This is a genomic window from Rhodobacter sp. NSM (assembly GCF_052244495.1).
Classification (GTDB): Bacteria; Pseudomonadota; Alphaproteobacteria; order Rhodobacterales; family Rhodobacteraceae; genus Cereibacter_A.
Genome location: NZ_JBQPXH010000026.1, coordinates 1 through 24,978, shown reverse-complemented (window position 1 = coordinate 24,978; position 24,978 = coordinate 1). Strand labels below are relative to the sequence as shown.

The following is a 24,978-nucleotide window of genomic DNA, read 5'->3' as shown; positions in this document are numbered from 1 at the left end:
GGGTGATGGCAACGACAGCCTGACCGGGGGGAGCGGTGCGGACGCACTCTACGGCGGGCTCGGCGACGATGTCTATTTCACCGATGGTAACGATCTGATCGTTGAGGCTGCTGCGAGCGGGACCGACCTCGTGGCGTCGTCGGTCAATTACACGCTCGGCGCCGCACTCGAAAACCTAACGCTCACTGGTTCCGGCGCCACGCGAGGAACAGGAAACGCTTTGTCGAACACTCTGCGGGGGAACATCGCAAGCAACATTCTTAGTGGCGGAGGGGGTAATGATCGACTCTGGGGAGGTCTTGGCAACGACACGCTGACCGGAGGATCCGGCCGCGATATTTTCGTGTTCAACTCCAAGCTGCGCGGCGCCAACATTGACCGGGTGACCGATTTCCGTGCGGTAGACGATACGATCTGGCTGGAGAATGCGGTCTTCACGCGTCTCGCGGCGGGAACATTGTCGACGTCTGCCTTCCGCGCGAATGCGACGGGACTCGCTGGCGATGCCTCAGACCGGATCATTTATGAAACGGATACCGGCAAGCTGTACTTCGATTTGGACGGGACCGGTTCCGGAAAGGCTGTCGTTTTCGCGGTGCTCCATCCAGGTCTTTCTCTAACCAGTGCCGACTTCTTCGTGTTCTGATATTCTACGCCGCATGCTGTCGGTATAAATTCAAGTCAAAGTGTGGATCCACCCAAGCGGACGACGAGGTGTGGTCTGCCCCCAGAAATGGCCTGCCCCCACGGGGTGGTCCGGTTTCAATCTTAGTGCATGACAGGTCTTGGCGCCACGGTTGAGGTGGCCGGCGTAGCGGGTGCGGTTGGCGAAGCCGGCCATTGCACCGCCAGTGGCGCCGGGGGACGGTAGCCAAGCGATGAATGCGGGCGCCTTGTGTTGTAATGCTGGCGCCAGGTCTCGATCACGATCCGGGCCTCGGCCAGGCTGTAGAAGATCTCTCCGTTCAACAGCTCATCTCGGAGCTTCGAGTTGAAGCTCTCGCAATAGCCGTTCTCCCAGGGTAAGCACCCGGGGAAGGCCGCGGCCCGGACGGTAGCTCAGAGCGGCCTGCTGGTGAACTTCGGCTTCCGGGGCCTTGGCGCCCATTTCTTCGCGAGGCGCTCGAAGTTGTCGAGGATGCGGTCGATGCCGGCGTCGTCTGGATCGAACTTGCAGCCATCCATCATCTCGGCGTGAGCCTCATGGTTCGGATCGGCGCGGGCCACGAGGAACTCCGCATAGCCGGGGGCACCCCCCACATCCTCGGGAGGACAGGCGCCGATGGCACGGACGAGGCGCGGGTAGTCGGCGCCGGGGATGGCATCGCCGATCTTCTCGACCCTGATCACATGGTGCCAGTTGTCGCCGAAGTCGTAGATGTAGTGGATCGTCTTCGTGCCGACATCCTCGATGACGTCGAGCAGGCTGGTCTTGCTGGCCGGAAGCGGGCCGTCGTGGAAGCCGTCGGGATCGGCGACACCCCAGCCGACACCGCCCGCCCGGAACTCGTAGAGGTGCGTGTCGCTCCAGCCCATGGCGGCCTGGATCGCCTCGTGCAGGCGGCTGAGCCGGATCTTCAGCGGCACGTCGAAGCGGCGCAGCACCTCCGGCTCGACATCCGACAGGGTGACCTTGAGGCGGGCGACCAGCGTCATGCGGCGATCCTGGGATGGGCTGGGTTGCACCAGGTCCACGGCAGCAGTTCGGGCAGGCGCGAGACCGGCAGGTCCGAGATCCGGGCGATGGCATCCGCGAGCCATGCCTGCGGGTCGACGCCGTTGAGCTTGGCCGTGCCGATCAGGGAATACATGAAGGCAGCGCGGTGGCCTCCGCGCTCGGAGCCCGCGAAGAGCCAGCTCTTGCGGCCGAGGGCCACCCCACGCAGCGAACGCTCGGCGCAGTTGTTCGACAGGCAGGCACGGCCGTCGTCAAGGAACCGGGTGAAGCCCGGCCAGTGATCGGGCGAGAGCAGGTAGTCGATCGCCTTGGCGACCTTGGCGTGCTTCGACAGCAGCGCCCGTTCGGTCCGGAGCCAGCGCTCCAGATCCTCGACCAGCGGGGCCGAGCGTTCCTGTCGTGCTGCGAGGCGGTCGGCGGGGTCCTGGCCGTTCAGTTCGCGCTCGATTGCGAAGATCGCGTCGATGCGCCTGACCGCCTCGAAGGCGATCGGCGAGATTTCCCTGGGGTCCTTCCCCTTGCGGATGTTCCCCTCGACATCGGCCAGTTCGAAGAACTTGCGCCGGGCATGGCTCCAGCAGAGCGCGGGCAGGACAGGCCCCGGCTTCCGGTCGCCGTGATAGAGCTGGTTGTAGCCGACATAGGCATCGGCTTGCAGAAGCCCTTGCCAGCCCTTCAGATGCTCGGCCGGGTGCTCGCCGGCCCGGTCGCGGGAGAAGCGGAAGACCACGGCGGGAGGCGCGGTGCCGCCGAAGGGGCGGTCGTCGCGAACATAGGTCCAGAGCCTCGCCGTCTTCGTGCCGCCCCGGGCGAGCAGCGGCACCGTGGTGTCGTCGCCGTGCAGGCGGGCGGCGGCAAGGACGTGCGCCTCGATCCGATCATGGAGCGGCTTCAGCAGTTCGGCCACCGCGCCGATCTGGTCGGCGAGCGTCGAGAGGCTCAGGTCCACGCCCTCGCGGGCATACCGCTCGGCCTGGCGGTTCAGCGGTTGATGCTGGCCGAACTTTTCGAAGACGATCATGGCCAGCAGGCTCGGGCCGGCCCAGCCGCGCGGGATCGGGTGGAACGGCGCCGGCGCCTGGCTGATCTTCTCGCAGGCCCGACAGGTGAACTTCTCGCGGACGGTCTGGATCACCTTCCACTGGCGCGGCACCACCTCGAGCGTCTCGGTGATGTCTTCCCCCAGCTTCGCGATGCGGTCCGATCCGCAGCAGGAACAGGACGTCGGCGCCGGAACCACCACCCGCTCGCGCGGCAGGTGCTCGGGGTAGGGTTTGCGGACCGGCTTGCGGCGCTCGAAGGCCGCGACCTTCGTCGTTTTCTCCGCCCGGACCCGGTCCTCGGCGGCGGCGGTCACCAGTTCCTCGAGCTGCAGTTCCAGCTGATCGATGAGCCGGGCCGTCCGCTCGGCGCCGCGCCCGTATTGCTCGCGCCGCAGCAGCGCGATCTCGAGCTTGAGGCCCGTGATCATCGCCTCGGAGGTCGAGACCACCGCGCGCGCCTGCGCCAGTTCGGCCTTCGTGGCCACCAGTTCGGCGCGCAGTTTGTCGAGTTCGCAAGCGGGATCGGACATGGCCGCTTCTACCATGCACGGCCACGGAAGCCAACAAATACAGGATGTTCGGCCCCGTCAGCCCATCTTCTTCGGCCTCTGGGTCCAGCGCGGATTGCGCCAGTCAATTCCGTCCAGCAGATAGCCGAGCTGGGCTGCGGATATCGCAACGGCCTCGCCCGTGGTGCTCGACGGCCAGACGAATTGGCCCGCCTCCAGGCGCTTCGCATAAAGCGACACACCGACCCCGTCGAACCACAGGAGCTTCACCATGTCCGCCTTGCGGCCGCGGAAGCAGAAGATCTCACCACCGTGGGGATCGCGGCCGAGCCCCTGCTGGACCTTCAGCGCAAGGCTGTTCATCCCGCACCGCATGTCCGTGACCCCGCCGGCGATCCAGACCCGCGTTCCCGCCGGAAAGGCGATCATGCGCGTTCGAGCACCTGCACGAGGCGCGTCAGCACCACCGCCTCGATGTCTGCCGACACGGCGAGGCGTCGGCCGTTCGCCAGCGTGATCTCGATCCGCGCGTCGGCATCCGCTCCTTGCATGGCCGGTGCCTCCCGCTGTCGGTCACGAAGATCCGGGCCGATCTCCACCGGCGTGAAAACCGGGCGTCCGCCGTCCAGCAGCCCCTTGTGCCAGGCGCGCCGCCATTGCGTCAGCAGCGCTCGCGATATGCCGTGCCGGCGTGCGACCACCGAGCCCTGCCGGTGACCGCGATAGCTTTCCTCGACGATGCGGATCTTCTCCGCATCCGACCAGGTCCGGCGGCGGCCAAGCTCGCCCGCCGCGAAGACCTCGAATTGTGAAATGACCTTAGCGCATGACATAACGCATGCCTTAAGTCAGAAAGCCAAACCCCGGCAGGCGGCCCTCGCCGGAGGCATACCTCCCAGGGGCTGCCGGGCTCGATGAAAGCGGTGCGGGCGCCGACCGCGGCGATCCAGGTCCGCACTGCGGTCGCGATGAACTCGGGGCCATAGCATGTTGGGAATGATGCGCAGCGGAAGATTATGGCCGCGCGCGGAGCCCCCGGATCGCGCAGCGGGCGGCCATAACCGGGCACAGGTCTCTATGGTGGTTTTGCGAACCACACCACAGAGGAGACCGGCTATGGCCGAGGCTGAGCATACTTCGGATGCCCGTATTCTGGTAGGCATCGACATTTCCAAGAACCGCCACGAGGTGCTGATCGCTGTCCCCGGTAAGGCGCGCCGCCGCCGGATGACCGTGCTGAACACGGCCGACGATTATCGACGGCTGATCGATGTCCTGCGGGGGTTCGGGCTGCCGGTCACGATCGGGTTCGAAGCGACAGGGAACTACCACCGGGCCCTTGTGTTCGCCCTCGGGTCGGCGGGTTTCGAACTGAAGCTGGTATCGTCCATTGCGCTGGCCCGCACCCGGGAGGCGCTCCACAACAGCTGGGACAAGAACGATCCGAAGGATGCGCAGGTCATCCTGCGCATGCTGGAGATCGGCGCAGTGCAGGTCTTTCATGACCCGCTGGTGGCCGGCACTTGCGACATTCAGGAGTTGTCGAAGACCTACGAGATGGTCGCGCGCGCCAAGACCGAGCTGTGGCATCGCATCCTGACGCACTACCTGCCGCTCTATTTTCCCGAGGCGGACCGGTTCCATCGCAGCTCGCGGGGCGACTGGTTCCTGGCGTTCCTCGAAGCCTTTCCTTCGCCCCACATGATCTCCGCAATGGACAAGGATGCCTTCATCGCAGCTGCCTGGCCGGTGATTGGCCGCCGTGTCAGCAAGGCCGCGCTTCTGGCGGATATCTACGAGACGTCAAAGACTTCCGTGGGCTTACCGGTTGCGCCGGACTCGGATGCCATCCGGATGTTCCGCCTCGTTCTGGCGCAGGGGCGCAGCCTTATCCAGAGCCGGAATGCTATCGAGGAACGCGCCGCCAAGCTTCTCGGCGACCATCCTGACTATTGCCTGCTGCGCTCGATCCCGGGCATCGGGCCCATCAATGCGCTCGCCGTTCTGGCCGAGGCTGGCGACCTCCGGCGCTTTCGGCATCACCGCCAGTTCCTGAAGTTCTGCGGCATGGACCTGGCCACCGTGCAGTCCGGCCTGTTCCGCGGCCGAAGCAGGATCTCGAAGTATGGCAATGCCCGCCTGCGCCGCACGCTCTGGCTGGCCAGTCAGGCCGCCGTGCTGAAGCCAGCCAACAGCTTCCGCGACAAGTTCGAGCGTTACATCGCGCAGGACCGCCACAACCCCGACCTGCGCCGCAAGGCCTACACCGCCATCGCCGCGAAGATGGCCCGCACCATTCACGCCGTGATCAAGTCCGGCGAACCCTATCGCCCCTTCTTCGAGGGGGTGAGCCCAGGCGGAAGGACCCCTCTCTGTAGAGCCGTGGAGGCAGGTTCCTGACCTCGTAGATAATGTTCGGGCCTTCCGCTTGGAAGATCGGATCTCGTCTTGAGGACGGTGAGGGCGGCCAATCTGCCGACCCTGTATTTGCTATGGAAGAGACCACTTCTTGACGGCGGAGCCCGTCTGGGCAACCATTCAACAGGCATCCGGTCGCTCGGATGCACCGTGATCTGATGCCTCAAGCCGCCAGTTCTTCCCGACATAGGACGTTGTCGGACCGTATGTGGCCAGGCACTCCGCGAAGGATGAACAAGTCGGAAAGGACGTCGATGACGTCGGTCGAGTTGAGCTTGCGGGCGATCCGGATGGACAAACATTCGCGGGTGAACTCGTCGAGGACGTTGAGCATGCGGAACTTTCTCCCGTCGTGGGTCCGGCTTTCGACGAAGTCGTAGGACCAGACGTGGTTCGGGCGTTCGGGCCGCAAGCGGACGCACGATCCGTCGTTGAGCCACAGGCGCCCCTTCTTCGGCTGCTTCTGCGGAACCTTCAGCCCCTCGCGCCGCCAGATCCGCTCGACCCGCTTCACGTTCACCGCCCAGCCCACCTCGCGGAGCAGGGCGGTGATCCGGCGATAACCGTAACGGCCGTACTGGCTGGCGAGCGCGACGATGTCGGCCGTCAGCGCCTCTTCGTCGGGCCGGCCCCGTGGCACCTTCCGCTGGGTCGAGCGATGCTGCCCCAGCACCCGGCAGGCCACCCGCTCCGACACGCCGAGCTTCTGGCGGACGTGGTCGATGCAGGCTCGCCGGCGGGCGGGGCTCAGTAGTTTCGCTGACGCGGACCTTCGGTTCCCGAGGCTGCCTCCTTCAGGATCAACTTCTCGAGCGTGAGTTCTGACACCGCCTTCCGCAGCCGCTCGTTCTCCTTCTCAAGTTCCTTCAGCCGCTTCACCTGGTCGGTCTTCAGGCCGCCGAACTCCTTCCGCCAGCGGTAGTAAGTGAACTGCGTCACCCCGATCGACCGAACCGCCTCGGCCACCGACCGGCCTTGCGACACCAGCACGTCGACCTGTCGGAGCTTCGCGACGATCTCCTCCGGCTTGTGTTTCTTCTGGGGCATTCCTGCATCCTCCATCAGGCTCGAAAGCCTACCTCAGGGAGGACCACTTTTCTGGGGGCAGACCATCGAGCCCCGGACCGTGCCTTTATGCGCCGGTCACAGGCTGCATCTCCCGAGGGCCGCCGCGGGTCAGCCGAAAGCGGCCAGAACCAAGGCAAACATGAGCAGGCCCGGGCCCACGACGAGCCAGAAGGCGGCCGGAACCCTGCGTTCCTCTTCGGCCTGACGATCGAGGGCGCGCTTTACCGCTTCGAGGTTGATGGGACGCCCGGATGGCATTGGTTCCGGGCGGTCCTTGCCTGTCTCATTCGAAATATACATCCGGCCTCCCGTCCTGCGACCCTGCCGCCTGCGCCAGGACAAGTGTACGATCCTTCGGGGGAGGCATGCACTTGTCTTTGGTTTCAGCAGATTATCCAAGGGAGGTAGAATTCTGCCGGAAGACGCCACGCTGCGGGTAGCATGGTCTTCAAATGAAAAGATGGACGCCCGGCAAAGCCTGGGCGTCCATGCTGCATGGGGCGGAACCACAGCAGCAGAGGTGCGGCAGTTGGGGTCACCATCTTGGGCAGGCGTTGGCCGGCACCCCGTCTGACTTGTAACGCATCTGTGATCGCAAGTCACCATGGACGTTTAAATATTTAGTTACAGAAGCTTAATCATAAGATCATACGTTCGGATCTGGTTGATCCAGTTTCAGCAGGCCTGCATCGACAGCCATGCGCAGCGTTTGAGCGGGGGTTCTTGCTCCAATGGTCTGGGCTGCGGATTTGAGACGTGACTTCACCGCGCTCTCCGTGATGCCGAGGATATGGGCGATATTCTTGTAGCGATGGCCCTTGGCAAGCAGGCGCAGGACCTCGAGTTGCCGGTTGGAGAGGGTGAGTTCGACGGGCCCATGCAGTTTCCCAAGGATCTGCCGGAGATGCAGAAGCTCCGAATCGCTGTAATCCCGATCCCCGCTGGCGAAAATACCGATGGTCCGGAGGGCCTGCCTGCCGTGGGTGAGGATGCTGACGACAGCGCCGTGAGTGAGGCCGTGGCGGCGAAATTCCGCGAGAACACCGGCAGGGTCGCGATCGGCAAGTTCGCTCCAGCGGAGCGTGCCGCTGTTCTGGAAGGCCCACCGCATCAGGGGGTCGTGCAGAGCCATGGCACGGGTGGAATAGGCTTCGATCAGCCCAATTGGCAGCGAGTTGAGTTCGGTTTCGGGGGCGACAAACCTTATCCGCCTCCCGATATAATATCCGGCGGGAGCGAATGCGCGAAGAAGCAGCCTTTCCTTCTCAAATCGCTTACTCATGGCCACTCATGATCATGGTCCTGCATGTCCTGGGCCCTCGCCAGGATAGGGCTGCGCGACAGGGGCGGCTCGCTCGGTGCCTATCCCGGGAAGGCCAGGATCTGGTGATTGCGGGCCGCCGGATTTCCGGTTGCAGGTCGGGATCTGGCGGCGGTCCGGATCCGTTGATCAGACGAGAAGGAACTGGGACCCGATCATTGCGGCCTGGGTGCGGTTCTTGACGTTCAGCTTGGCGCAGATCGAGCGGACATGCATCTTGATCGTCACCTCGCTCACACCGAGGCTCTGTCCGATTTCCTTGTTCATCATGCCCTCTGTCAGGCAGCGGAGGACTTCGATTTCCTTTGGCGTCAGGCCCTTTTCATCGGTAATGGAGGGGCGCGCCGCATTCAGGCGGACAGACATCGGCAGATAGATCTCGCCGGCGAGAACGAAGTTGATGGCGTTGACAAGCGAGCGGGCACTCTGGCTTTTCTCCACATAGCCCGAGACCCCCCGCTCCAGCGCCTCGTAAACCACTGCCGGCGAGGCGCTGCCGGAAAAAAGCACGATTGGATGCTGCTGGTTCAGTTCCAGCAGGCGCGGGATCGCGTCGAGCCCGGGCATCATGCCCGGCATTATCAGGTCGAGCAGGATGATGTCGAAGGGCCCCTCCACCTCGATGAGAGCTTCAAGCTCCTCGACGGAACTTGCCTGCCGGACCTCCGCCTCCATCTGGACCGTCAGATAATTGGCCATGACTTCGCGGACGAGGCAGTGGTCGTCGGCGATGGCGATTTTCTTCTTCGGCATGGATTCTGGCTATCAAAGGCGCCTGGTCACAGGCAATATACCGTTTGCGCGATCGGCGTCCCGGAATGGGGCGGAATTCTGGATTGAACCCGAAGCTGGCAGGCTAAACCGCCCCCTATCATCCGACCGCCTCATGAGCGATTAACACGGGAAACGGGACACCGCACCCTATCTTGGGAAGGGTGATTGCATCGCCGGATATGTTCCAAGGTGTCGGGTGGAGCAATATCGTTTGCCAGATGACCACAAGGGCGGGCTGCTGGCACGTTTCCTACCCGAAAGGCGGGGTGCGATGGGCTGCTCCGTGAGTGCAATCCTCCGGGCCGGCGCCAGCCGCTGCTTGTCCGAGTTGCTGGCGCTGAACGGAGCCGGCGAAGTTCTTCCCAGCGGCGTCACCCGCTGCGTTCTCCCTCCGAAGAAGGGTCGCCGGCCGTCCCATGCTGCCACCGAAGCAGATCCCGATGCTCAAACTTGGTGTCCACGGAGCAAGGGAACAATTCATCCGGGCATCGGGAGACCGGGGACGCCTGCCGGCTGGCCGCTTGGTGGAGGGGGGAAGACCCTCCAATGGAGGCGTCCTACGGTCATTCGGGTGCCGGCACTTTTCCTTTGGGCACCTGAGGAAGCACCACGCCATGTTGCCCAGCCGAATTCCCGGCTGCCAGACCGCGGCAGAGACGATTACTGCCTTTGGCAACCGTGATCCGCTGTCGGGATCACCTGGCCCGCAGGCGGCCGGAACAAGGAGCTCGCCATGACCTTCATGATGATGGGATCCGGCACGGTTATCGGCATCCTCGACCTTCGCCATTCCAACCGGACGATAGAGGAAATTGTCGGTTCATTGATGACCCGGGTGGATGCCGCCCGCCAGCTGGAGGCCGAGCAAGCAGAGTTCAACATAGTGCTTCGCGATTATGTCTTTGCAGGCAACGCGGCAGAGCGTGCGGTGCTGGAGAACATCACGGGACTCCGGGGGGCGATGAGCGCGAGCATTGCTCATCTGAATGAACTGGCGGACGAGGCCGGACAACCGATGATTGCCGCCCACAGCGACCAACGGACCGCGGCGGAGGCGCTGGCGAGCGGGGCAGGTGAACTCTCGACCGAGGTCGACCAGCTCAAGGATGCGGTAGCCTTCTTCCGCAGCGGCCAGGTCCAAACGGGGCCCGTTGCAACGCCATCCCCGAAAAGTCGTCCTGCCTCCAGGCCGGTGCTCCGTTTGGTGGGGCGTGGCTTCGGCCTCGACATGTCGGATCGCCGTCATGTCGGGTGATCTGATATCCTTGACCTACAAGAGCCGCGCCCGCCTTGCCGATCCGGAGGTGGATATCCTGAACATCGTCCGGATGAGCCGCGTGATGAACCCTCGTTTTGGGATCACCGGCATCCTGTTCTACAACGGCTTCCACTTCGTGCAGACGCTCGAGGGGCCACGAAGCGGTTGCAATGAGCTGTTCTCCTGCATCTCCAGGGATCCCCGCCACGAGGAGCTGGTGACCTTTGGATTGTCCGAGATCGAAAGGCGGCGCTTTCCCGACTGGTCCATGCAGTTGGTCTCGCGCCGGGAACTGTACGAGCTTGTGCCCGAGTTGAAGCTGCTCGACGACGGGGACCATGAGGAGATTGCGAGGGTTCATGCCAGCATCATCGCGAGGCTGACTGCGACGGAGCTGTCCATGGCCAGAGGGATCCAACTGATGGAAGCGCCCCCGCGGCGCGACAAATGGGATGAGGATCTCGCCCCGATCGCGGCAGCCTGATTTTCGGTCCGGAAGTCGGGAAGCCGATCCACCCGCGCGTTTGTTTGACGCCTTGGGCGCGCCGTCGGATTGGCGTGAACGGCCGCCCTGCTCGCGCGCGGGATCTGGCCGGCGTTACAGCCGACCTTCTGCAGGGCGCCCCTGGCGGAACGTCATGTCCGGCCCTTCGCAAATGCTGTCGACAGGCGCCTATGGAATAGCTCGGCAAGCAAACAGGCGGCCATGTCGATCCGAAGATGGTTCGCTCAGGCGAGAGCGAAGTTCGTTGCCAACTCGCGGCCGTTGCGGTCACACTCGAGGTCGAAGGTGACGGCTTGGCCGTCATCGAGCTGCCGGATGCCGGCGCGCTCCAGCGCGCTGAGGTGAACGACCACGTCCTTGGAGCCGCCCGCCGGAGCGATGGAGCCGAAACCTCTGGTGGCGTTGAACCATTTCACGGTGCCGTTGGCCATCGTGGTGTTTCCTTGTCTTGTGCGCCACCCGCTTGATGCGGTGGCAGCAGATCCCGAGACATCTTCGGGAATTGTCTGCGATGGAGGTGTCACTGCGCTTCGCAGCCTTTTGCGGAGAGCGCAGACCTGTGGCAGATTGCACTCATGGTATCGTTCTGCGAGGTTTTCCTGAATGGATTTGGTCACACTTTCCCTTTTCGTCTCGGCGGTGATCATCCTGACCATCACGCCGGGGCCGGACCTGTTCCTGATCCTCGGGCGTGGTATTTCGCAGGGTCGCACCGCCGCGTTATACACCGCATTCGGCTTTTTCCTTGCCGGTTTCGTTCAGGTGCCGCTTCTGGCCTTTGGCCTGGCGAGCATCGTTGCCCGTAATCAAGTTCTTTTTGATATTCTGCGCTATTGTGGAGGTGCCTATCTGATCTGGCGCGGCTTCAAGATGATCCGGGATTCCGGGCAAACCGATGTGATTTCAGCAAGCCACACATCAGCCGCGGCGGCGATCAGGGAAGGGTTCACCGCAAGCCTCATGAACCCAAAGAGCCATGTCTTTCTCCTGGCCTTTCTGCCGCAATTCGTCCGACCCGAAAATGGATCGGTAATGATGCAGTTTGTCATTCTCGGGATTCTCATGCGTATCGTCGCTTTGCTGATTGAGGGCGCAATCGCTTTGCTCACCGGTTCCATTGGCGAGCGCCTTCGTCAGTCCACGCGGTTGCAGGGCTGGTTGGAACGTATTGCCGGGAGCCTGTTAATCGCGGTTGGGCTTCGGCTTGTCTTCATGGAGCGCCCGCACGATGCCTTTGTGCGGTCTTAGGCCAAGGCAGAAATGCCTGTTTAGCAGACAGCTCACGAAGATTCCTTCGGGAGCAGCTGTTCGGCATGGCGTGCCGCCCGCGGTGCCATCAGTTCCAGGCTGCTCCATCTGTTGCAAGGGGCCGGCATTCGGCAGCCCTTTTCCTTTCCGAAAACTGTGGACACGAACCTGACCGTAGTGGACAGAACGGCTTTATGGCATCACTGCCGCGGAACGCGCTCCTCCTTTATGCGCGCGCGCTCCTCCGCGTCGAGTTGTGCCCATAGAGCATGATAAAGCTCCAGGCCTTCTGCGGTACCATGGCCGAGGTACGTCGTCGCCAATGGACCTCGGGACTCGTCGATGCGGTTGCCGTTCAAGGAGAACAGGGCGTGCATGAAGGCAACGGCATCCCGGCCCCTGATCGTCAGTTCGTTCCCGGCAAGGTCCAGAACGACGAACTGATCGGGCGAAACGAGCTGCCGTGGATTCAGCACCACAGCCCGCCCTCCGCGCGCCATGGCGACGAAAGGCGCTGCGAGCTGGCGGACGAAGCGCACCTGACCACTTGCCATATCGACTGCCGTGACACCTCCCTCGGTCGAGAGAAAGAGGAGCCCGGTGGCCGGATAGGCGAAGGCCGTGACCTCCGCGTCGAAGGGTCTCCCCGTCGTCGCAACGAACGGAGAAATGGCGCCGTTCAGCGACCACCGCTCGATGACGATCCGGTTCTGCCCCGGGGCACCGGGATCCTTGATCGCGGTCTGCATGAACAGGTTCGCCTGATGATCCCACCCCAGAGGCCACTGGCGGGCGTTCCTGTCGAGGGACATGGGCAGGTGGTAAAGTAGCTGCCGTGTGGCGACGTCCCAGACATGGATGCCCGCCGCACCCGGGACGCCATAGCCCCGCGCGTATAGCCGCCCATCGACAGAGAAGCCGACCTCGTATCCGACACCTTTCTGTCCCGCCGCTGTCCCGCCTGGCCCCATTTCCCCGAGGTAGGCACCATCCCCGGCCGCGAAGATATGCACGCTGGACGTCCGGTTTGACGGAACCGCCAACAGCGTGCCATCGGGAGAGAAGCTTGCGGATATCCCCGGGCTCGAGATGCCGTGGACCTCGATCTGAGGCGCGAGTTGACGGATCACTCGACCGTCCCGAGGATCGATGATGGATTGGGGAAAAGCACGCGTGTCCGGACGGGAGCTGTCTTCCCAATGGGATATGAAAGCACGTGTCCCACTGCTGTTGACGCTGAAGCGCGCTTCTCGGTCCTGCGCGATGCGGGGCACCCTCGCACCTGCGGCAAGTTCGAGTGCGAAGGCCGCCGCGGCATAGGTCGCCATGTCCTCCTCGGTCGGTCCGTCCGGAAGGCCACGCAGCGCGAGGCCGATGGCTCCTCTCCGATCGCCGTGCCGCAGGGCGGTGATCGCCTCGCTGGCGAAGTTCTGCGACATGAGCTGCGCACCTCGTGCGGCGTCGGTCTGTGCTCCGGCCCTGTCCTGGTCGATGGCCATTCTCCGGTCGCCGCCGAGCCTCTGCAGGACGGCGCCGTAGAGTGCGGAGCCATGAGGAAGGTCCTGGCCACCATAGGTGTGACGTGTCGCATTTCTCGCGACAGCGACCAACTCGCCCGTCCGCGACACCGCCGCTTGCGCCAGCGGGATGAGATCCCGCCCCTCTGGCGGCAGCCTTGCACCCTGCCGGTCGATCACCTGGAACTCATCGAGCGAGCCGAGGTCGAAAGGCCGGATGGCGAAAGCAGATCCTCCACGGACCAGCGCGACCTCGGGATGGAGCACCTCGGTCGTGAAGCGGACGCTCCCGGTCTCGAGATCGATCGCGGCGAGGCGCGCCTCGTCCGTCATCAACACCATCGGCACGCCGGGAAAGGTGAAGGAGCGGCTCGACGGGGCGTCGATGACCCCTGCCAGATCGGCTACGGTCCGGCGCTGGCCATCCATGGTCCACCGTTCCAGCACGACACCCGACCGTCTGCCTGAAGTCCTGTCCGTCACGAAATTCTGCACGGCGAAGCCATCCTCGTGATCCCAACCCAAGGGCCATGACGTTTCTCCGGGCCCGCCATTCGAGACCAGATGTCGGACCAGCGAGCGGTCGGCGACGTTCCAGACCAGAATCCCGCCGCCATTGTTCAGATAACCAACCGCGTAGAATGCGCCGTCGCTTGAAAAGCCGAGCGGCAGGATCGTGCCCGGGCGTGGCAGCACCATGCCGGAGCCCATCTCCCCTGCCCAGCTTCCGTCTTGCGCGTTGAAGAGCTGAACCGAGATCCCGGGCATGGTCGGATAGGCAAGAAGACGACCGTCGGGAGAGAACACGGGAGAATGCTCGGGCGCGGTCACTGCCTTCACCTCGTCAAGACGCCTGATGAGGGTTCCGTCACGCGGGTCGTGGATCGCGGGCACCGCGCCTTCGGCGCCGGCGCGAGGATCGAAGAAACCGACGAAGGCCCGTGTGCCCGTGCTGTCGACGCTGTAGAGACCGCGGGTCTCCTCTGCGATGCGCGCGACCCGTGAGCCTGCCGCGATCTCGAGGGCAAAGACCGCGTCAGGCAGGGCCGCCATTTCTTGCTCTGTCGGTTGAGGGGGAAATGCCTTCAAGGCCAGATCCAGCGCCGACGGGCTGTCGCCGAGCATGAGCGATTGCAGCGACTGCTTCGCGAGGTTCTCCGCCATCATCCGCGCCGCTTCGTCTACCCGGGTCTGCCCCGAAGCCTCCTGGACGAGGAGAAGGACCGCCATGGCGAGCGCTGCGAAAGTCATGAGACGCATTTCGGCCTTCTCCCTTCCGGATCAATCGGTGGCATGGAAAGAATGCGCAGCGCGGGCAGGGCGCAGGAGCAGCCGCGCGTCCTCTCGTGCTTCATCGCGGCGCGTCAAGGTCGCGCGGCGATCCCATGTCAGATCCCGCAGCGCTCCAAGAGGGCGAGCCGGGCCGCGCCGGTCCCCTTCATGCCGGATTCGAAGAGCGTCTCCCATGACCCCGTGTCCTGAACCCAGAGCCGCTGCCCATTGGCGAAGAAGTCCCAGTGGATGTGGTCGGCGGGGATCTCGGCCGAGATCGATCCCTGCTCGTTGAAGCCGATGAACGAATCGCGGCTCGTGCGGCCGTCCGGCAACTCGATCCAGAGCATCAGGCCCCCGGTGGTGCTGATGGTCTTGTGCGGCGCGGAAAGATCCGCCCCTTTCGACCTGTCGATCAGGTTCATGGAGACCCGTCCCGTGCCACGACGGCACAGGAACAGCAGTTCGCGACCATTACTGCTCGCCGTGGTCCAGGCCCGGTCGGCCGATTTCCCATGTTGCCATTCCTGCGCCAGGGCCGAAGGAGTGCCCAGGCAAAGGGCTGCCTGCAACGCGATCGTGCATGTCCGATTTCGCATCATCGCGCAGGTTCCTCGCTTTCGTTGAAGGTATTCAACCGAATGGTGCAGGAGGGCCGAACCATGAAGACGTCAGGGCTTTATCAGGCAGTCGCGGCGGACGGGCTGATGGTGATAATGTCAGTGAAGAGGGCGAGGGTTTCAAGTCGCATGTATTGCCGTGCGACCGCCCGCTTGTCGGCAGTCAGACAAGCCGGTCCCCCCCTTCACAAGAACCTGAGAAACCTCGATCCGCCCGAGAACAGATGCAAGAACAGCAGGACAGATCGGGTGGACGAGGCCGCTAGAACGGCATGGCCTCATCCTCTTGTGGGTCCAGTTCGATCCGGCCTTCAATGAGGCCCATGTCGATCGCCTTGGCTTCGAGATCGCAATAGACCGACCAGAGAGCGTTGAAGGCATCAAATTGTCCGCGCTTCCACTCATCGGACGGCGGGTCTTGAAGCTCCGAAAACCGGACAACCTTACGCATGTCGGAATCGAGCGGCCATGGGTTGCCATTCTCGGCCATCCGGGCGAGCCGCTTTTTCATCTTCGTCAGATACTCAAGCATCAGCTCCTGATCCGTTTCAGGCGGATCGGGGATGTGCCCCACATCCCCGCAGGTCTTGCAGATGTGCCGCCATCCGCTTTCGTGCCGTGGCTCTTTCAGCATGTGCAGGAAGATCGTCGATCCGCCGCAATGCGGGCAGAGCTTTGATTGTTCGTGATCGTGTCGCGACATTTTATTCTTGGTCCATCAGCTTCCGGCTTTTCCCGTAGGCCAGCCAGACGGGAGAGATTTCAGCGTCCTTGCCAATGGTCCCCTGCCCGTGACACACGCAGCACGGCACATCCCGGCCGACCTCCGGCCCGTAGACCGGGGCCTCCAGGCCCCGGTCGAGATGTCTGCGGACGGTCTTGCGGTCGCAGCCGACCTTCCGCGCGATGGCGCTGATGCTCAGCCCCTGCTTCTTCAGATCATGGATCAAGACGATCTCCCTCGGTCCCTTCACCTGCATGCCCTCGTCACTTCGTTGAGGATATCAGGCCAGTGGTCCGCGGGGACGCCAATTTCCGGATAATTGAGGTCCGGAAATTGACGCCGCCGCTCGCCTCTGGGGAATTTTCAAACGGCGGATCCGGGGAGATTACAAGCGGCGGTTACAGAAGCGACCTGAATCGTCTCAAGGAACTGGTTCACCCAGACGAGGTACGCTGCTGAGTAGTAGTCATCAACCATGTAGGGTAGGTCATGGCTCCACTGGCCATAGGCCATCCGCAGCCCCGCGAACTTCCACTGCTTGTTGTTCTTCTCGACACCGCCGACCGAGTATCCAGCCCGTTCATCGTCGGCAGGATTGGATCACGCACCCGGACGTGACGCCCCGCCGGATCGCCGCCGGAGCCGATCCCGATGCGAGGAGACCGAGGACGCCTGCCGGTCGGCCGCCTGGGCTTCAAGCCCGGTCAGGCGCGCCACCACAGCGCTTGAGCATAGGTGGGCACATGCGAGAAGTCGGTGTAGACGGCGAGCCCACCGGTCGGTGTCCAGCCCTTCTCGACCCAGGCCTCTACGGTGCGTTTGAAATCGGAGAGATTGGTGGCCGTCACCACATGATATCCGGAGTGTTTCGGGCCGGAGAGGATATCGTCCAGAATGCGGTCCATGCCGGTCTTCATGAGATCTGTTTCCTACACGGTAGATTTTTCAAGAGAACGGACTACAGGCCGGTTTCCTGATCGGTCGCGGCGGCCGGTCGGGCAGGAGCCGCGACCCAATGGCCTTCCCGCAGGCGTCGGCTGCTGGCCCTGCATCCGCATTGGCGCTCTCGCAGTTACTCGGATGGTGAGGGAAGGGCGGGATGCGCCGGGATGGAACGGGGTCCGTTGTTTCCCGGGGGCGATCGGATCTTTCCGCACGGCCGAGGCTGACTCCTTTAAAGGAGTCAGCGTATCTTGAACGGCATGGTGCGCGCGTAATTCATGGGGACATCCTGCCTCCGCAATGATAAGCCGTCAAGTGGCTTACGGCAGATGTTCTGTGCCATTGATGCTCCATGTGGCGTGGGAATTCCTGCGAGCCAGATAGCGAGCCTTATTGGCCGCCGACGGGGCCGGCGGCCGGGCCTGCAGAACGAGCGACTTGGAAAGCAAGAACAGGCGATACCCAGATTCACGTGATGCATCCTGGCCTGATCGATTCTCCGACTCGGCCAGTCAGCGGATCGCCATTCAAGTTTCAATCGATCACGCAGATCTGGCCAGGCGAATACATATTCTCGGCTTTGATAGGTAAATATGCGGCCGTCGAAACAGCCGCCCGCGTCGATCCGATGCCATCCCGAGATCCCTTTCGTGCCTCCCGTGATCCGTCCGCTATCGCTGTGCGCCGAGAGGACAGCGATATCCGCGTCCCCGTCCAGGCAAAATGCGATTGCCACATTGGCTCGGGTCTCATCGGCCGCTGTTGTCGCAACAGAAGGATCATTGAAAGAGTCATGCGCATCGTCCAACTCCCCCAACGCCCGTTCAGGAATCTTCTTGAATCTGACAGTTGCTCAAGACGGCCCTGTCAGCCTCTGCCGTGACGTCCCGCCGGACCACCGGCCGGGAAGAATTCGCGTTTCGGTAACTGTTTGCCTTCCCGATCCGACGGGAGCGGGCCGCAGCGAAAGAAGATCGTCGCTCGCGATCGGTCTGCCGCGGCGGCCCTTGCCCTTACACGAAGGGGTTCTGGTACTGTTCCGGGCGGGCGAGCGGCTCCTTGCCGAAGAGCGCGAGGCCTCGGGGGTTGCTCCTGCGGCTGTCAAGTACCTCCGCGATTTCCGCGGGGTCCTCCAGGAAGAGCCAGGCTGCGAAGTCCCCCTCCGTCACGCCGGCGAGGAGCGTGCGCTGCTGGGGATCAGGGGCGCGCCAGGCGGCAAGGGCGAGAAAGACCGCCCCGCGCCGCAGATCGCTGGCGCAGAAGAGGCGGGAGACGATCGGGATCGAGGTGCGCCGTTCCAGCTCGCAGGCTACCTCTAGTGCCCAGCCATCGAAGGGTCGTGACCTTTCGATTGTGCCGGTCTGGCTGGGCTCGCGCATGTCCCGGCTCGCTGATCGGTTCAACTCCGGGGACCCCCCCTCATCCTGCGCCTGAAATCCGCAAGGAGCCGCGGCCGGTATTCTGCGCGCATGGCGCATGTCCTTTGCATATGGCGCAAGGGGGCGTTCATCCCGTGGATCGTTCTCGTGGCGTGTCATGCGCGCTCTGTATGAGTGGCTGAAACTGGGAGAAAGGTAATCAGGATAGTATGCACGACAATTGCAATCCGGAAAGAACTCGTTCGGTCAGCTTGACAACTTGAAAGCCGATGAGGGGTTCCGGAAAAGTCTCCTTCAGCCCGTCCTGATGGCTTCGGACTTGGCATATGGCACAGATCCCGCCGGCCGCCTTGGCCTGGGTTCGGGATGGAGAACCGATTCGAGTCTTCAAATCATCAGGGTCCGGTGTCTGCCCTGGGCCGGCAAAAGGAAGGGCCGGGTCTGTACCGTCTGCTGCGGATCCCGGAGAGTCCCTGATCCTGCCTCCGCTCCAGGACCGCTGCACCTGCCGCGCGTGCGCCCTTTCGCCGTCTGGACGCCGGCCGCGGGGCCGACGTCATCGGTCAGGCATTCAGGCCGCTCGGGGTCCCGGTCGTGACCCCCTCCGCCGGTGCAGGCGTCTTCCTTGCCGCCGTGGTCCCGTAGCCGAACTGGGAGGCCACCATGGCCGCCTGGGTCCGGTTCTTGACATTCAGCTTGGCGCAGATCGAGCGCACGTGCATCTTCACGGTCACCTCGGAAAGGCCGAGGTTCTGGGCGATCTCCTTGTTCATCAGTCCGGCGGTAAGCCCAAGCAGGACTTCGAGTTCCTTCGGCGTCAGTCCCCGCTCGTCGGACACGTTCCGTCGCGGCGTCAGGCGCAGGAAGGCCGGCAGGTAGGTTTCGCCGGCCAGGATGAAATTGATCGCATTCACCAGCGAACGGGCGCCCTGGGACTTGTCGATATAGCCTGCGGCTCCCTTCTCCAGAGCCTCGATGACGACATTGGGCGCGGCGCCGCTGGCAAAGAGGACGACGGGCTGAGCCTGGTTCAGCTCCACCAGGCGTGCGAGCGCCTCGAGCCCCGGCATCATCCCCGGCAGGAGCAGATCGAGCAGGATCATGTCGACGGGGCCATGGGTCCTGACAAGCGTCTCCAGCTCCCCGACGCTCGTGGCCTCGAGGATCTCAACGTCCAGCTGAGTCGCAAGATAGGCGGCCATCACCTCCCGGACGAGGCACTGGTTCTCCGCAAGCGCGATCCTTCTCTTCTGCATCACTGTCCGTTAACCTTCTGCCGCCAGTTGAAACACCATTGGACTGCTCCATCCCTCTTTTTCGGCACGGTGCCTGTTCGATCGCCGCGCTGCTGAGTACGGACTGATCAAAGGGGGGCCCTACCGCCTTCGATGTGGCCAAGATTGATCTATCTGCGCATAACACGCGAAAAAACGCATGGCATCTTATCTCCTGCGCGCATCCTGTATCGCAAGCATTAATCGAAAGATAAAATGCGACTCAAGGCTGCCATGCCGTTGCGTCATGGAGGGGATTTAAAATGGATATAAATCAACCGGAAGATGAAAGCGGGGCAGATACTGCGAAAAACTGCTTTCAGGGCATGCAGAGCCGACGATTATTCGGGCGGGGATGACGGGCCTGTCGCATTTCTGTTGCATGGCCGTGCTTCCGAGCGGCGGCGGCGGCGGCTGGCCTGCGCAGTTTTGACGCATCCCACGGCGCGGCGCCCAGGAGACGGGACGGGGCAGTCAGCCCGCGGCGGATCCCCCCGGCGAGGAGACATAGGCGGCCTCGAAGTCCCAAGGGGGCAGGGGAGGACCTGAGAGGTAGCCCTGGATGTGGTCGCATCCGGCCGCGCGCAGCCATTCCCGCTGCATCTCGGTTTCCACGCCCTCTGCCGTCGTGGTCATTCCCAGTGCCCGGGCGAGACTGATGATGGCCTGGATGAGGGGTTGGCTGTGCCGGCAATCGGGGACATCGAGACCCGCGACGAAGCTGCGGTCGATCTTGATGTCCGAGGCTTCCAGGCGGTGGAGATAGGAGAGGGAGGCGTAGCCCGTGCCGTAATCATCGATGGCGATGCCGATCCCGGCCTGCCGGAGGGTGGCGCTGTTCCGGGCGGCGGCCTCGGACCCGGTGATGAGGGAGGTTTCCGTCAGTTCGATCACGAGCTGGCGAGGGTCGACCTTCTCCCGCGACAGATGGTCCAGGACAGACTGGGCGAAGTCACGGCGGGCGAAGCTCCGGGCCGAGACGTTCACGCTGAGCCGATGACGCCAGCCCCGACGGCTCCACTGGCCCAGCTGACGGACCGCGAGGCAGACCACCCGGGCATCGACGCCGAGGATCAGTCCGGTGTCCTCGGCCAGGGGGATGAACTCGTCGGGGCGCACCTCGCCCAGGACGGGATCCGTCCAGCGCACGAGAGCTTCGGCCCCGGCGAGACGGTTGCTGGCGTCGAGGGCGAATTGCGGCTGGTAGACGAGCCGCAGCCGGTCGATCGCGGCTCCGGCGAGCGCCTGGCAGATGGCGCTGCGCCGCTCCTCGGCCGCGAAGAGCTCCTGCGACAGCACGACCGTCCGGTTGCGTCCGCGGCGCTTGGCGGTGTGGAGGGCGATGTCGGCCCCGCTCATCAGCACCGACATGGTGGTGCCATGGACGGGGCAAAGCGCGATGCCTGCGGAGGCGGTGAGAGTGATCGGTTGCCGGTCGATCCCGATCGGCAGGGTGACCGCCTGGCGCAGCCTTTCGGCCAGGGCGACGGCGGCTTCATGCTCCAGTCCCGGCGCAAGCAGCAGGAACTCGTCCCCTCCCGTCCGGGCGACGAGGCCGTCCGGAGGCGCGGTGTCGTGCAGGCGTTGGGCCAGGACGCGCAGGACCTGGTCGCCTGCCTCGTGACGCATCGTGTCATTGACCGCTTTGAAGGTGTCGATGTCGAGCATGATGAGCGCCAGGGGCTCTTCAGGGCCTCCGTCCAGCCGGGCCAGCAGCTCCGTACTCAGCGCGCGGCGGTTGGCCAGGCCCGTCAGCGGGTCCTCGGCCGCCAGCCGGCGCAGCTGCCCGGCGCTGGCTTCGGCTGCGGTGATGTCGGTCAGCGACAGGACGATCCTCGCGCCCTGAGGCGCCGTGGGCAGGGGGGCTGCGTTGATGGAGAGCACGCGCCGGCTGCCGTCGGACAGGCGGAGGGCATAGCGCAGGTCGTGCTGATCCTGCCCGGTTGCGCTCACGCGGGCGGAGGGCAGGGCGCTCTTCCCGACCGGCTCGCCCTGAAGCGTTTCCAGAGGCCAGTCCGGGATGAGGAGGACCTGAGGATCGTCGGGCGCAGGGACCAGATCCAGGAGGCGCTGTGCTTCGGCATTGGCATAGATCACGCGCTCGGCGCCGTCGGTGGCCAGGATGGCCGAGACGCTTGTCCGCAGAACGCCGGCAAGGAGGGCATTCTGCGCCTCGAGCTCGCGCTCGAGCGCCTTGCGGTCGCTGATCACCGTCTCGACCGAGACATAGCCGGCATAGGTGCCATCGGCGTCGTAGAGAGGATGGATGTTGAAGCGGATCCAGTAGGGCTGGCCCTTCGCGTCGTAATTGAGGGTTTCACCCTCGTGGCTCTCGCGCCGGTCGACGGCGGCATGGACCGCGGCCACGGCCGCGGGATCGGTCTGCGCCCCCCGGACCAGGGTCCCGAAATCCCGCCCCGCCACATCGGCGAGCCGGTAGCCGGTCTGGATCTCGAAGGCGCGATTGACCCAGACGACCCGCAAGCCGGTGTCGAGGATGGCCACGAGGTTCGTCATCACCTCTGTCACTCGGGCAAGGCGGTGGAGATCGTGCTCGGCGAGCCTGGCGGCCGTCCGGGCGGTGATGGCGGTCGCCTCGGCCTCACGGCGGGCCAGCGCGGCCCCGATCGCATCCGCGACCGCGCGCAGAAGGGCGGTTTCTCCCGGATCGAAGGGCGGGCGCGGCCGGACCGCATCGAAGCCGACGAACCCTGTCAGGCTCATGCCGTCGGTGAGCGGCGTGATGACCAGGGCATGGATGCCCTGCCGGACGAGATGCGTCTTGATCGGATCCCCGTCCTCCAGGGCCGCGACATCGGGAGTATCGACAGCCATGTCATCCTGAAGGAGCGGCAGCCAGGGCTCGATGATCGTCAGCGGCAGCCGCTGCAGCGTATGCCGCTCCGGTGGAATGCCGTCGCGGCACCATTCATGGGTATTGCTGCACATCCCCTCCGCGATCCGGAAGACATAGGCCCGGTCGGCCATGCAGTGGGCGCCCAGCTCTGCAAGCGCATGGTCGATCGCGGCATCCACTTCCGCACCTGTGGCCCGCATCAGGACGCGCATCAGGGGCGTGGCCAGGCGCTGTCCCTGCGACAGGCGCTGCGCGAGACGGGCCGGATCCCCCGGATCTTCCGGGAGGGGCCGCCGGGTCTCCTGTCCCTGCCCGGGGCAGGCCTTCGGCGCGGCGGGTGCGCCCTTGCGCATCGGTAGCGGGCCGGTCTGGTCCATGATGCGGTTGCGTCCGCCCCGCTTGGCCTCGTAGAGGCGGATGTCGGCCTGCGCCTGAAGGTCGTCGAGAGTTCTGCCATCGTCGGGACCGATGGCGATCCCCGCCGAGAAGGTTGGCTGGACGGGATCGGAGCTGCGCAGCGACGGGATCTCCAAGACCTGTTGCGCCAGCCGCCCGGTCAGCTCCACCATCGAGGGCCGGTCGAAGCCGGGACAGAGCATCAGGAACTCTTCCCCGCCCACCCGGAAGGCGCGGGTGCCCTCGGGCAGGATCCGGGTCATGGCCGTGGCGAAGCGGCAGAGCACCCGGTCGCCCACCGCATGGCCGAACCGGTCGTTGATCTGCTTGAAATGGTCGAGGTCGATCAGGGCGATGCCGAGGGTCGCATGCCTCGCCTGGGCGGCCTCGAAGGCGATCCGGAGGGCTCGGCGATTGCCAAGGCCGGTGAGCGGGTCGAAGAGCGCCAGGTGCTCGGCCGCCTCGCGCAGGCGGGTGATCTCGGCAAGCTGGCTGCGCGACTGCTCGAGCGCCTCCTCGAGCCGCTCGGCATTGCGGTGAAGCTCCGTCCTGTCGGTCAGGATGGCCGCGGTCCCGAGGCGCGCGGCGCGCCCGCCGAGGGGAGGGTGCATGGGCAGCAGCCGGATGTCGAGCGTCCGGCCGTGGATCTCCACCGATCCGCCCTCGCTCATGCCCTCCTCGCCCTTGTCCAGCAGCTCGCCCAGGATGGCGAGCGGCCCTGCCCGGCCGGGCGTCTCGCCGAGGACGAGATCGGGCAGCAGCTTGCGCGCGGCCGGGTTCAGTCCTGCGAGGCGGCCCCGGCCGTCCAGGACCAGCACCGGATCGTCCAGGTTGAAGTAGATCAGGTCGCGGGCCAGGGTCGCGATGTCGAAGGACCGGTTGGCGTAGATCGCCCAGGTGAAGATCAGAAGGATGAAGGCGAAGGCGAAGGGGGTGGGATCGAAGCCGAAGAGGGTCGTGCCCAGCGTGACATAGGCAAGATTGGCGGCCATGGGCGCCAGGGTGCCGAACATCATCATCATCAGGGTCGGGCGCATGATGCGGCTGGCCCGGAAGGCGGCCAGGATGGTGATGGCGGCCGCCGACAGAAGGAAGACGTAGAGCAGTGCCGCCGCGGCATGAAACAGCGGTCCGTGCTCGAAGATGCCGGAGGGCCGGCCATGCAGGATCCCGAGCCGCGTTCCGGGCAGGTAGAACAGCCCGTGCCAGGGATTGGTTGCAGCCACGGCTGTCACAAGGCTGACGAGGCCTGCGATGAAGACGGCTTCGGCCCGCAGGCGGCTCCTGCGCAGATCGAAGCAATAGTGTCTCAGAAAGAAGAACCAGCAGAGGGGCACGAGCGTGATCGCGGGCCAGGCCGCGGTGGCGAAGACGAGCTTGCAGGACAGGGTCGGGACCGCCAGTTCGAGGCCGGCCGCTCCCAGCCACCAGATCATGCCGAAGATGCAGGCCAGGAAATGGGCGCGGCCGAAGAAGCCGTCCTGGCGCAGGAGCCAGGAGACAAGCAGCACGAAGCCTGCGAGCGTTGCCCCCGTGACATAGACCGCGCTGTCGAGGGCGAGACCGGTGAAGCAGGGGAGAATGTCCATGATGATCCGGCTGCTCCGGGTGCGGTGTCACGTTCTGCGGGACGCCAGGGGCGCGATGTGCTTATCCGGGGCGGGCCTGCAGCTCCTCCTCCCTCTGTCGACCCTCCGGACGCCCGGCCCTGGCGGGCGGGCGGGTCACGGATCCGGGACGCCGATCGCGTTCTTGCCGTGGGCCTTCGCCGCATAGAGGGCCTTGTCGGCGCTCTTCATCAGGCTGCGGGCCGTGGCATCGGGATCGAGGACGGCAGCCAGGCCGAAGCTCGCCGTCACGGCGACATGGGGGGCCTCGACGAGCCGGATGGCGGCCAGGCGCCGGCGCAGGCGCTCCATGAGCCGCTCGGCTTCGGCCAGGGAGGTGTCGGGCAGGACGATGGCGAACTCGTCGCCTCCGACGCGGCCGAAGATGTCCGACCGACGGATCGTGCTGCGGGTACAGCGCCCCACCGACCTGAGAACCCGGTCGCCCGCGGGATGGCCATAGGTGTCGTTGAAGGCCTTGAAATCGTCGATGTCGAAGAGGACGAGGGCGAGATCGCCGCCGGAAGTCCGGCGCTGCCGCAGGGCGGTGGCGAACCGCTCCTCGAAG

Annotated in this window: 21 protein-coding genes and 3 pseudogenes; 5 read left to right on the top strand and 19 right to left on the bottom strand. The window is 64.5% G+C overall.

What is annotated here, in order from left to right; genetic code table 11:
• Positions 1-646 (top strand): calcium-binding protein (locus ACTVZP_RS21265; RefSeq protein WP_443214147.1); only part of this gene is annotated, 646 nt, incomplete at its 5' end.
• Between the two features lie 122 nt (positions 647-768).
• On the opposite strand, the pseudogene ACTVZP_RS21260 reads toward ACTVZP_RS21265, so the two are convergent.
• The 5 genes and pseudogenes from ACTVZP_RS21260 to tnpA form a co-directional block, all read right to left on the bottom strand.
• Positions 769-1,023: pseudogene (locus ACTVZP_RS21260) on the bottom strand (integrase core domain-containing protein); the annotation flags it as partial.
• Between the two features lie 36 nt (positions 1,024-1,059).
• Positions 1,060-1,656, bottom strand: a complete 597-nt coding sequence (locus ACTVZP_RS21255; protein WP_443214146.1) for a plasmid pRiA4b ORF-3 family protein — start codon at positions 1,654-1,656, stop codon at positions 1,060-1,062.
• Entirely contained in the window at positions 1,653-3,251 is a 1,599-nt protein-coding gene (gene tnpC / locus ACTVZP_RS21250; protein ID WP_443214145.1) for an IS66 family transposase, read from the bottom strand. Before tnpC ends, ACTVZP_RS21255 begins: the two co-directional genes overlap by 4 nt.
• A gap of 57 nt (positions 3,252-3,308) precedes the next feature.
• Positions 3,309-3,659 (bottom strand): IS66 family insertion sequence element accessory protein TnpB, encoded by a 351-nt coding sequence (gene tnpB / locus ACTVZP_RS21245; protein ID WP_443214144.1) that lies wholly within the window; start codon positions 3,657-3,659, stop codon positions 3,309-3,311.
• Positions 3,656-4,063 (bottom strand): IS66-like element accessory protein TnpA, encoded by a 408-nt coding sequence (gene tnpA, locus ACTVZP_RS21240; RefSeq protein WP_420022810.1) that lies wholly within the window; start codon positions 4,061-4,063, stop codon positions 3,656-3,658. The genes tnpB and tnpA overlap by 4 nt, the downstream gene beginning before the upstream one ends.
• 283 nt (positions 4,064-4,346) lie before the next feature.
• Here tnpA and ACTVZP_RS21235 point away from each other — a divergent pair, with 283 nt between their 5' ends.
• On the top strand, positions 4,347-5,630 hold the full coding sequence (locus ACTVZP_RS21235; RefSeq protein ID WP_443214148.1) for an IS110 family RNA-guided transposase: 1,284 nt from the start codon (positions 4,347-4,349) through the stop codon (positions 5,628-5,630).
• A gap of 211 nt (positions 5,631-5,841) precedes the next feature.
• Here the strand turns inward: ACTVZP_RS21235 and ACTVZP_RS21230 are convergent.
• The 4 genes and pseudogenes from ACTVZP_RS21230 to ACTVZP_RS21215 all read right to left on the bottom strand — a co-directional run.
• A pseudogene (locus tag ACTVZP_RS21230) lies at positions 5,842-6,695 on the bottom strand (IS3 family transposase); the annotation flags it as partial.
• A gap of 129 nt (positions 6,696-6,824) precedes the next feature.
• Positions 6,825-7,016, bottom strand: a complete 192-nt coding sequence (locus tag ACTVZP_RS21225; RefSeq protein WP_443214143.1) for a hypothetical protein — start codon at positions 7,014-7,016, stop codon at positions 6,825-6,827.
• A gap of 346 nt (positions 7,017-7,362) precedes the next feature.
• Complete coding sequence (locus ACTVZP_RS21220; protein ID WP_443214142.1) at positions 7,363-7,998, bottom strand: autoinducer binding domain-containing protein; 636 nt, start codon at positions 7,996-7,998, stop codon at positions 7,363-7,365.
• A gap of 168 nt (positions 7,999-8,166) precedes the next feature.
• Complete coding sequence (locus tag ACTVZP_RS21215; protein WP_443214141.1) at positions 8,167-8,790, bottom strand: response regulator; 624 nt, start codon at positions 8,788-8,790, stop codon at positions 8,167-8,169.
• A gap of 754 nt (positions 8,791-9,544) precedes the next feature.
• Here ACTVZP_RS21215 and ACTVZP_RS21210 point away from each other — a divergent pair.
• Both ACTVZP_RS21210 and ACTVZP_RS21205 read left to right on the top strand, forming a co-directional pair.
• Positions 9,545-10,066, top strand: a complete 522-nt coding sequence (locus ACTVZP_RS21210) for a hypothetical protein (protein ID WP_443214140.1) — start codon at positions 9,545-9,547, stop codon at positions 10,064-10,066.
• Complete coding sequence (locus tag ACTVZP_RS21205; RefSeq protein WP_443214139.1) at positions 10,056-10,553, top strand: BLUF domain-containing protein; 498 nt, start codon at positions 10,056-10,058, stop codon at positions 10,551-10,553. The genes ACTVZP_RS21210 and ACTVZP_RS21205 overlap by 11 nt, the downstream gene beginning before the upstream one ends.
• A gap of 245 nt (positions 10,554-10,798) precedes the next feature.
• Here ACTVZP_RS21205 and ACTVZP_RS21200 read toward each other — a convergent pair whose 3' ends face one another.
• Positions 10,799-11,005, bottom strand: coding sequence for a cold-shock protein (locus ACTVZP_RS21200; protein ID WP_443214138.1), 207 nt, complete (start codon positions 11,003-11,005; stop codon positions 10,799-10,801).
• Positions 11,006-11,177: 172 nt separating this feature from the next.
• On the opposite strand from ACTVZP_RS21200, the gene ACTVZP_RS21195 reads away from it, so the two are divergent.
• Entirely contained in the window at positions 11,178-11,822 is a 645-nt protein-coding gene (locus ACTVZP_RS21195; protein ID WP_443214137.1) for a LysE family translocator, read from the top strand.
• Between the two features lie 200 nt (positions 11,823-12,022).
• On the opposite strand, the gene ACTVZP_RS21190 is transcribed toward ACTVZP_RS21195, so the two are convergent.
• From ACTVZP_RS21190 to ACTVZP_RS21150, 9 genes and pseudogenes are all read right to left on the bottom strand, one after another.
• Entirely contained in the window at positions 12,023-14,599 is a 2,577-nt protein-coding gene (locus ACTVZP_RS21190) for a hypothetical protein (RefSeq protein ID WP_443214136.1), read from the bottom strand.
• Positions 14,600-14,727: 128 nt separating this feature from the next.
• Positions 14,728-15,036, bottom strand: coding sequence for a hypothetical protein (locus ACTVZP_RS21185; RefSeq protein ID WP_443214135.1), 309 nt, complete (start codon positions 15,034-15,036; stop codon positions 14,728-14,730).
• Positions 15,037-15,493: 457 nt separating this feature from the next.
• Positions 15,494-15,934: a hypothetical protein gene (locus tag ACTVZP_RS21180; RefSeq protein ID WP_443214134.1), complete on the bottom strand. Its 441-nt coding sequence runs from the start codon at positions 15,932-15,934 to the stop codon at positions 15,494-15,496.
• A gap of 112 nt (positions 15,935-16,046) precedes the next feature.
• A pseudogene (locus tag ACTVZP_RS21175) lies at positions 16,047-16,211 on the bottom strand (helix-turn-helix domain-containing protein); the annotation flags it as partial.
• Positions 16,212-16,659: 448 nt separating this feature from the next.
• Complete coding sequence (locus ACTVZP_RS21170; RefSeq protein WP_443214133.1) at positions 16,660-16,872, bottom strand: hypothetical protein; 213 nt, start codon at positions 16,870-16,872, stop codon at positions 16,660-16,662.
• Between the two features lie 1,038 nt (positions 16,873-17,910).
• A complete protein-coding gene (locus ACTVZP_RS21165; protein WP_443214132.1) occupies positions 17,911-18,276 on the bottom strand; it encodes a hypothetical protein in 366 nt (121 codons plus the stop codon).
• Between the two features lie 563 nt (positions 18,277-18,839).
• Positions 18,840-19,532, bottom strand: a complete 693-nt coding sequence (locus ACTVZP_RS21160; RefSeq protein WP_443214131.1) for a response regulator transcription factor — start codon at positions 19,530-19,532, stop codon at positions 18,840-18,842.
• A 492-nt stretch (positions 19,533-20,024) separates the two neighbouring features.
• Positions 20,025-24,392, bottom strand: a complete 4,368-nt coding sequence (locus ACTVZP_RS21155) for a diguanylate cyclase domain-containing protein (protein ID WP_443214130.1) — start codon at positions 24,390-24,392, stop codon at positions 20,025-20,027.
• Between the two features lie 135 nt (positions 24,393-24,527).
• Positions 24,528-24,978: GGDEF domain-containing protein (locus ACTVZP_RS21150; protein WP_443214129.1), on the bottom strand; the 451-nt coding region annotated here is incomplete at its 5' end.

Bases quoted from the DNA above. Each gene is read 5' to 3' on its own strand.
- ACTVZP_RS21170 (WP_443214133.1), bottom strand. From the start codon at position 16,872: ATGAAGACCGGCATGGACCGCATTCTGGACGATATCCTCTCCGGCCCG.
- ACTVZP_RS21160 (WP_443214131.1), bottom strand. From the start codon at position 19,532: ATGCAGAAGAGAAGGATCGCGCTTGCGGAGAACCAGTGCCTCGTCCGG.
- ACTVZP_RS21200 (WP_443214138.1), bottom strand. From the start codon at position 11,005: ATGGCCAACGGCACCGTGAAATGGTTCAACGCCACCAGAGGTTTCGGC.
- ACTVZP_RS21215 (WP_443214141.1), bottom strand. From the start codon at position 8,790: ATGCCGAAGAAGAAAATCGCCATCGCCGACGACCACTGCCTCGTCCGC.
- ACTVZP_RS21205 (WP_443214139.1), top strand. From the start codon at position 10,056: ATGTCGGGTGATCTGATATCCTTGACCTACAAGAGCCGCGCCCGCCTT.
- ACTVZP_RS21155 (WP_443214130.1), bottom strand. From the start codon at position 24,392: ATGGACATTCTCCCCTGCTTCACCGGTCTCGCCCTCGACAGCGCGGTC.
- ACTVZP_RS21185 (WP_443214135.1), bottom strand. From the start codon at position 15,036: ATGAACCTGATCGACAGGTCGAAAGGGGCGGATCTTTCCGCGCCGCAC.
- ACTVZP_RS21225 (WP_443214143.1), bottom strand. From the start codon at position 7,016: ATGTATATTTCGAATGAGACAGGCAAGGACCGCCCGGAACCAATGCCA.
- ACTVZP_RS21195 (WP_443214137.1), top strand. From the start codon at position 11,178: ATGGATTTGGTCACACTTTCCCTTTTCGTCTCGGCGGTGATCATCCTG.
- ACTVZP_RS21255 (WP_443214146.1), bottom strand. From the start codon at position 1,656: ATGACGCTGGTCGCCCGCCTCAAGGTCACCCTGTCGGATGTCGAGCCG.
- ACTVZP_RS21235 (WP_443214148.1), top strand. From the start codon at position 4,347: ATGGCCGAGGCTGAGCATACTTCGGATGCCCGTATTCTGGTAGGCATC.
- tnpC (WP_443214145.1), bottom strand. From the start codon at position 3,251: ATGTCCGATCCCGCTTGCGAACTCGACAAACTGCGCGCCGAACTGGTG.
- ACTVZP_RS21180 (WP_443214134.1), bottom strand. From the start codon at position 15,934: ATGTCGCGACACGATCACGAACAATCAAAGCTCTGCCCGCATTGCGGC.
- ACTVZP_RS21165 (WP_443214132.1), bottom strand. From the start codon at position 18,276: ATGCGCGAGCCCAGCCAGACCGGCACAATCGAAAGGTCACGACCCTTC.
- tnpB (WP_443214144.1), bottom strand. From the start codon at position 3,659: ATGATCGCCTTTCCGGCGGGAACGCGGGTCTGGATCGCCGGCGGGGTC.
- tnpA (WP_420022810.1), bottom strand. From the start codon at position 4,063: ATGTCATGCGCTAAGGTCATTTCACAATTCGAGGTCTTCGCGGCGGGC.
- ACTVZP_RS21210 (WP_443214140.1), top strand. From the start codon at position 9,545: ATGACCTTCATGATGATGGGATCCGGCACGGTTATCGGCATCCTCGAC.
- ACTVZP_RS21190 (WP_443214136.1), bottom strand. From the start codon at position 14,599: ATGCGTCTCATGACTTTCGCAGCGCTCGCCATGGCGGTCCTTCTCCTC.
- ACTVZP_RS21220 (WP_443214142.1), bottom strand. From the start codon at position 7,998: ATGAGTAAGCGATTTGAGAAGGAAAGGCTGCTTCTTCGCGCATTCGCT.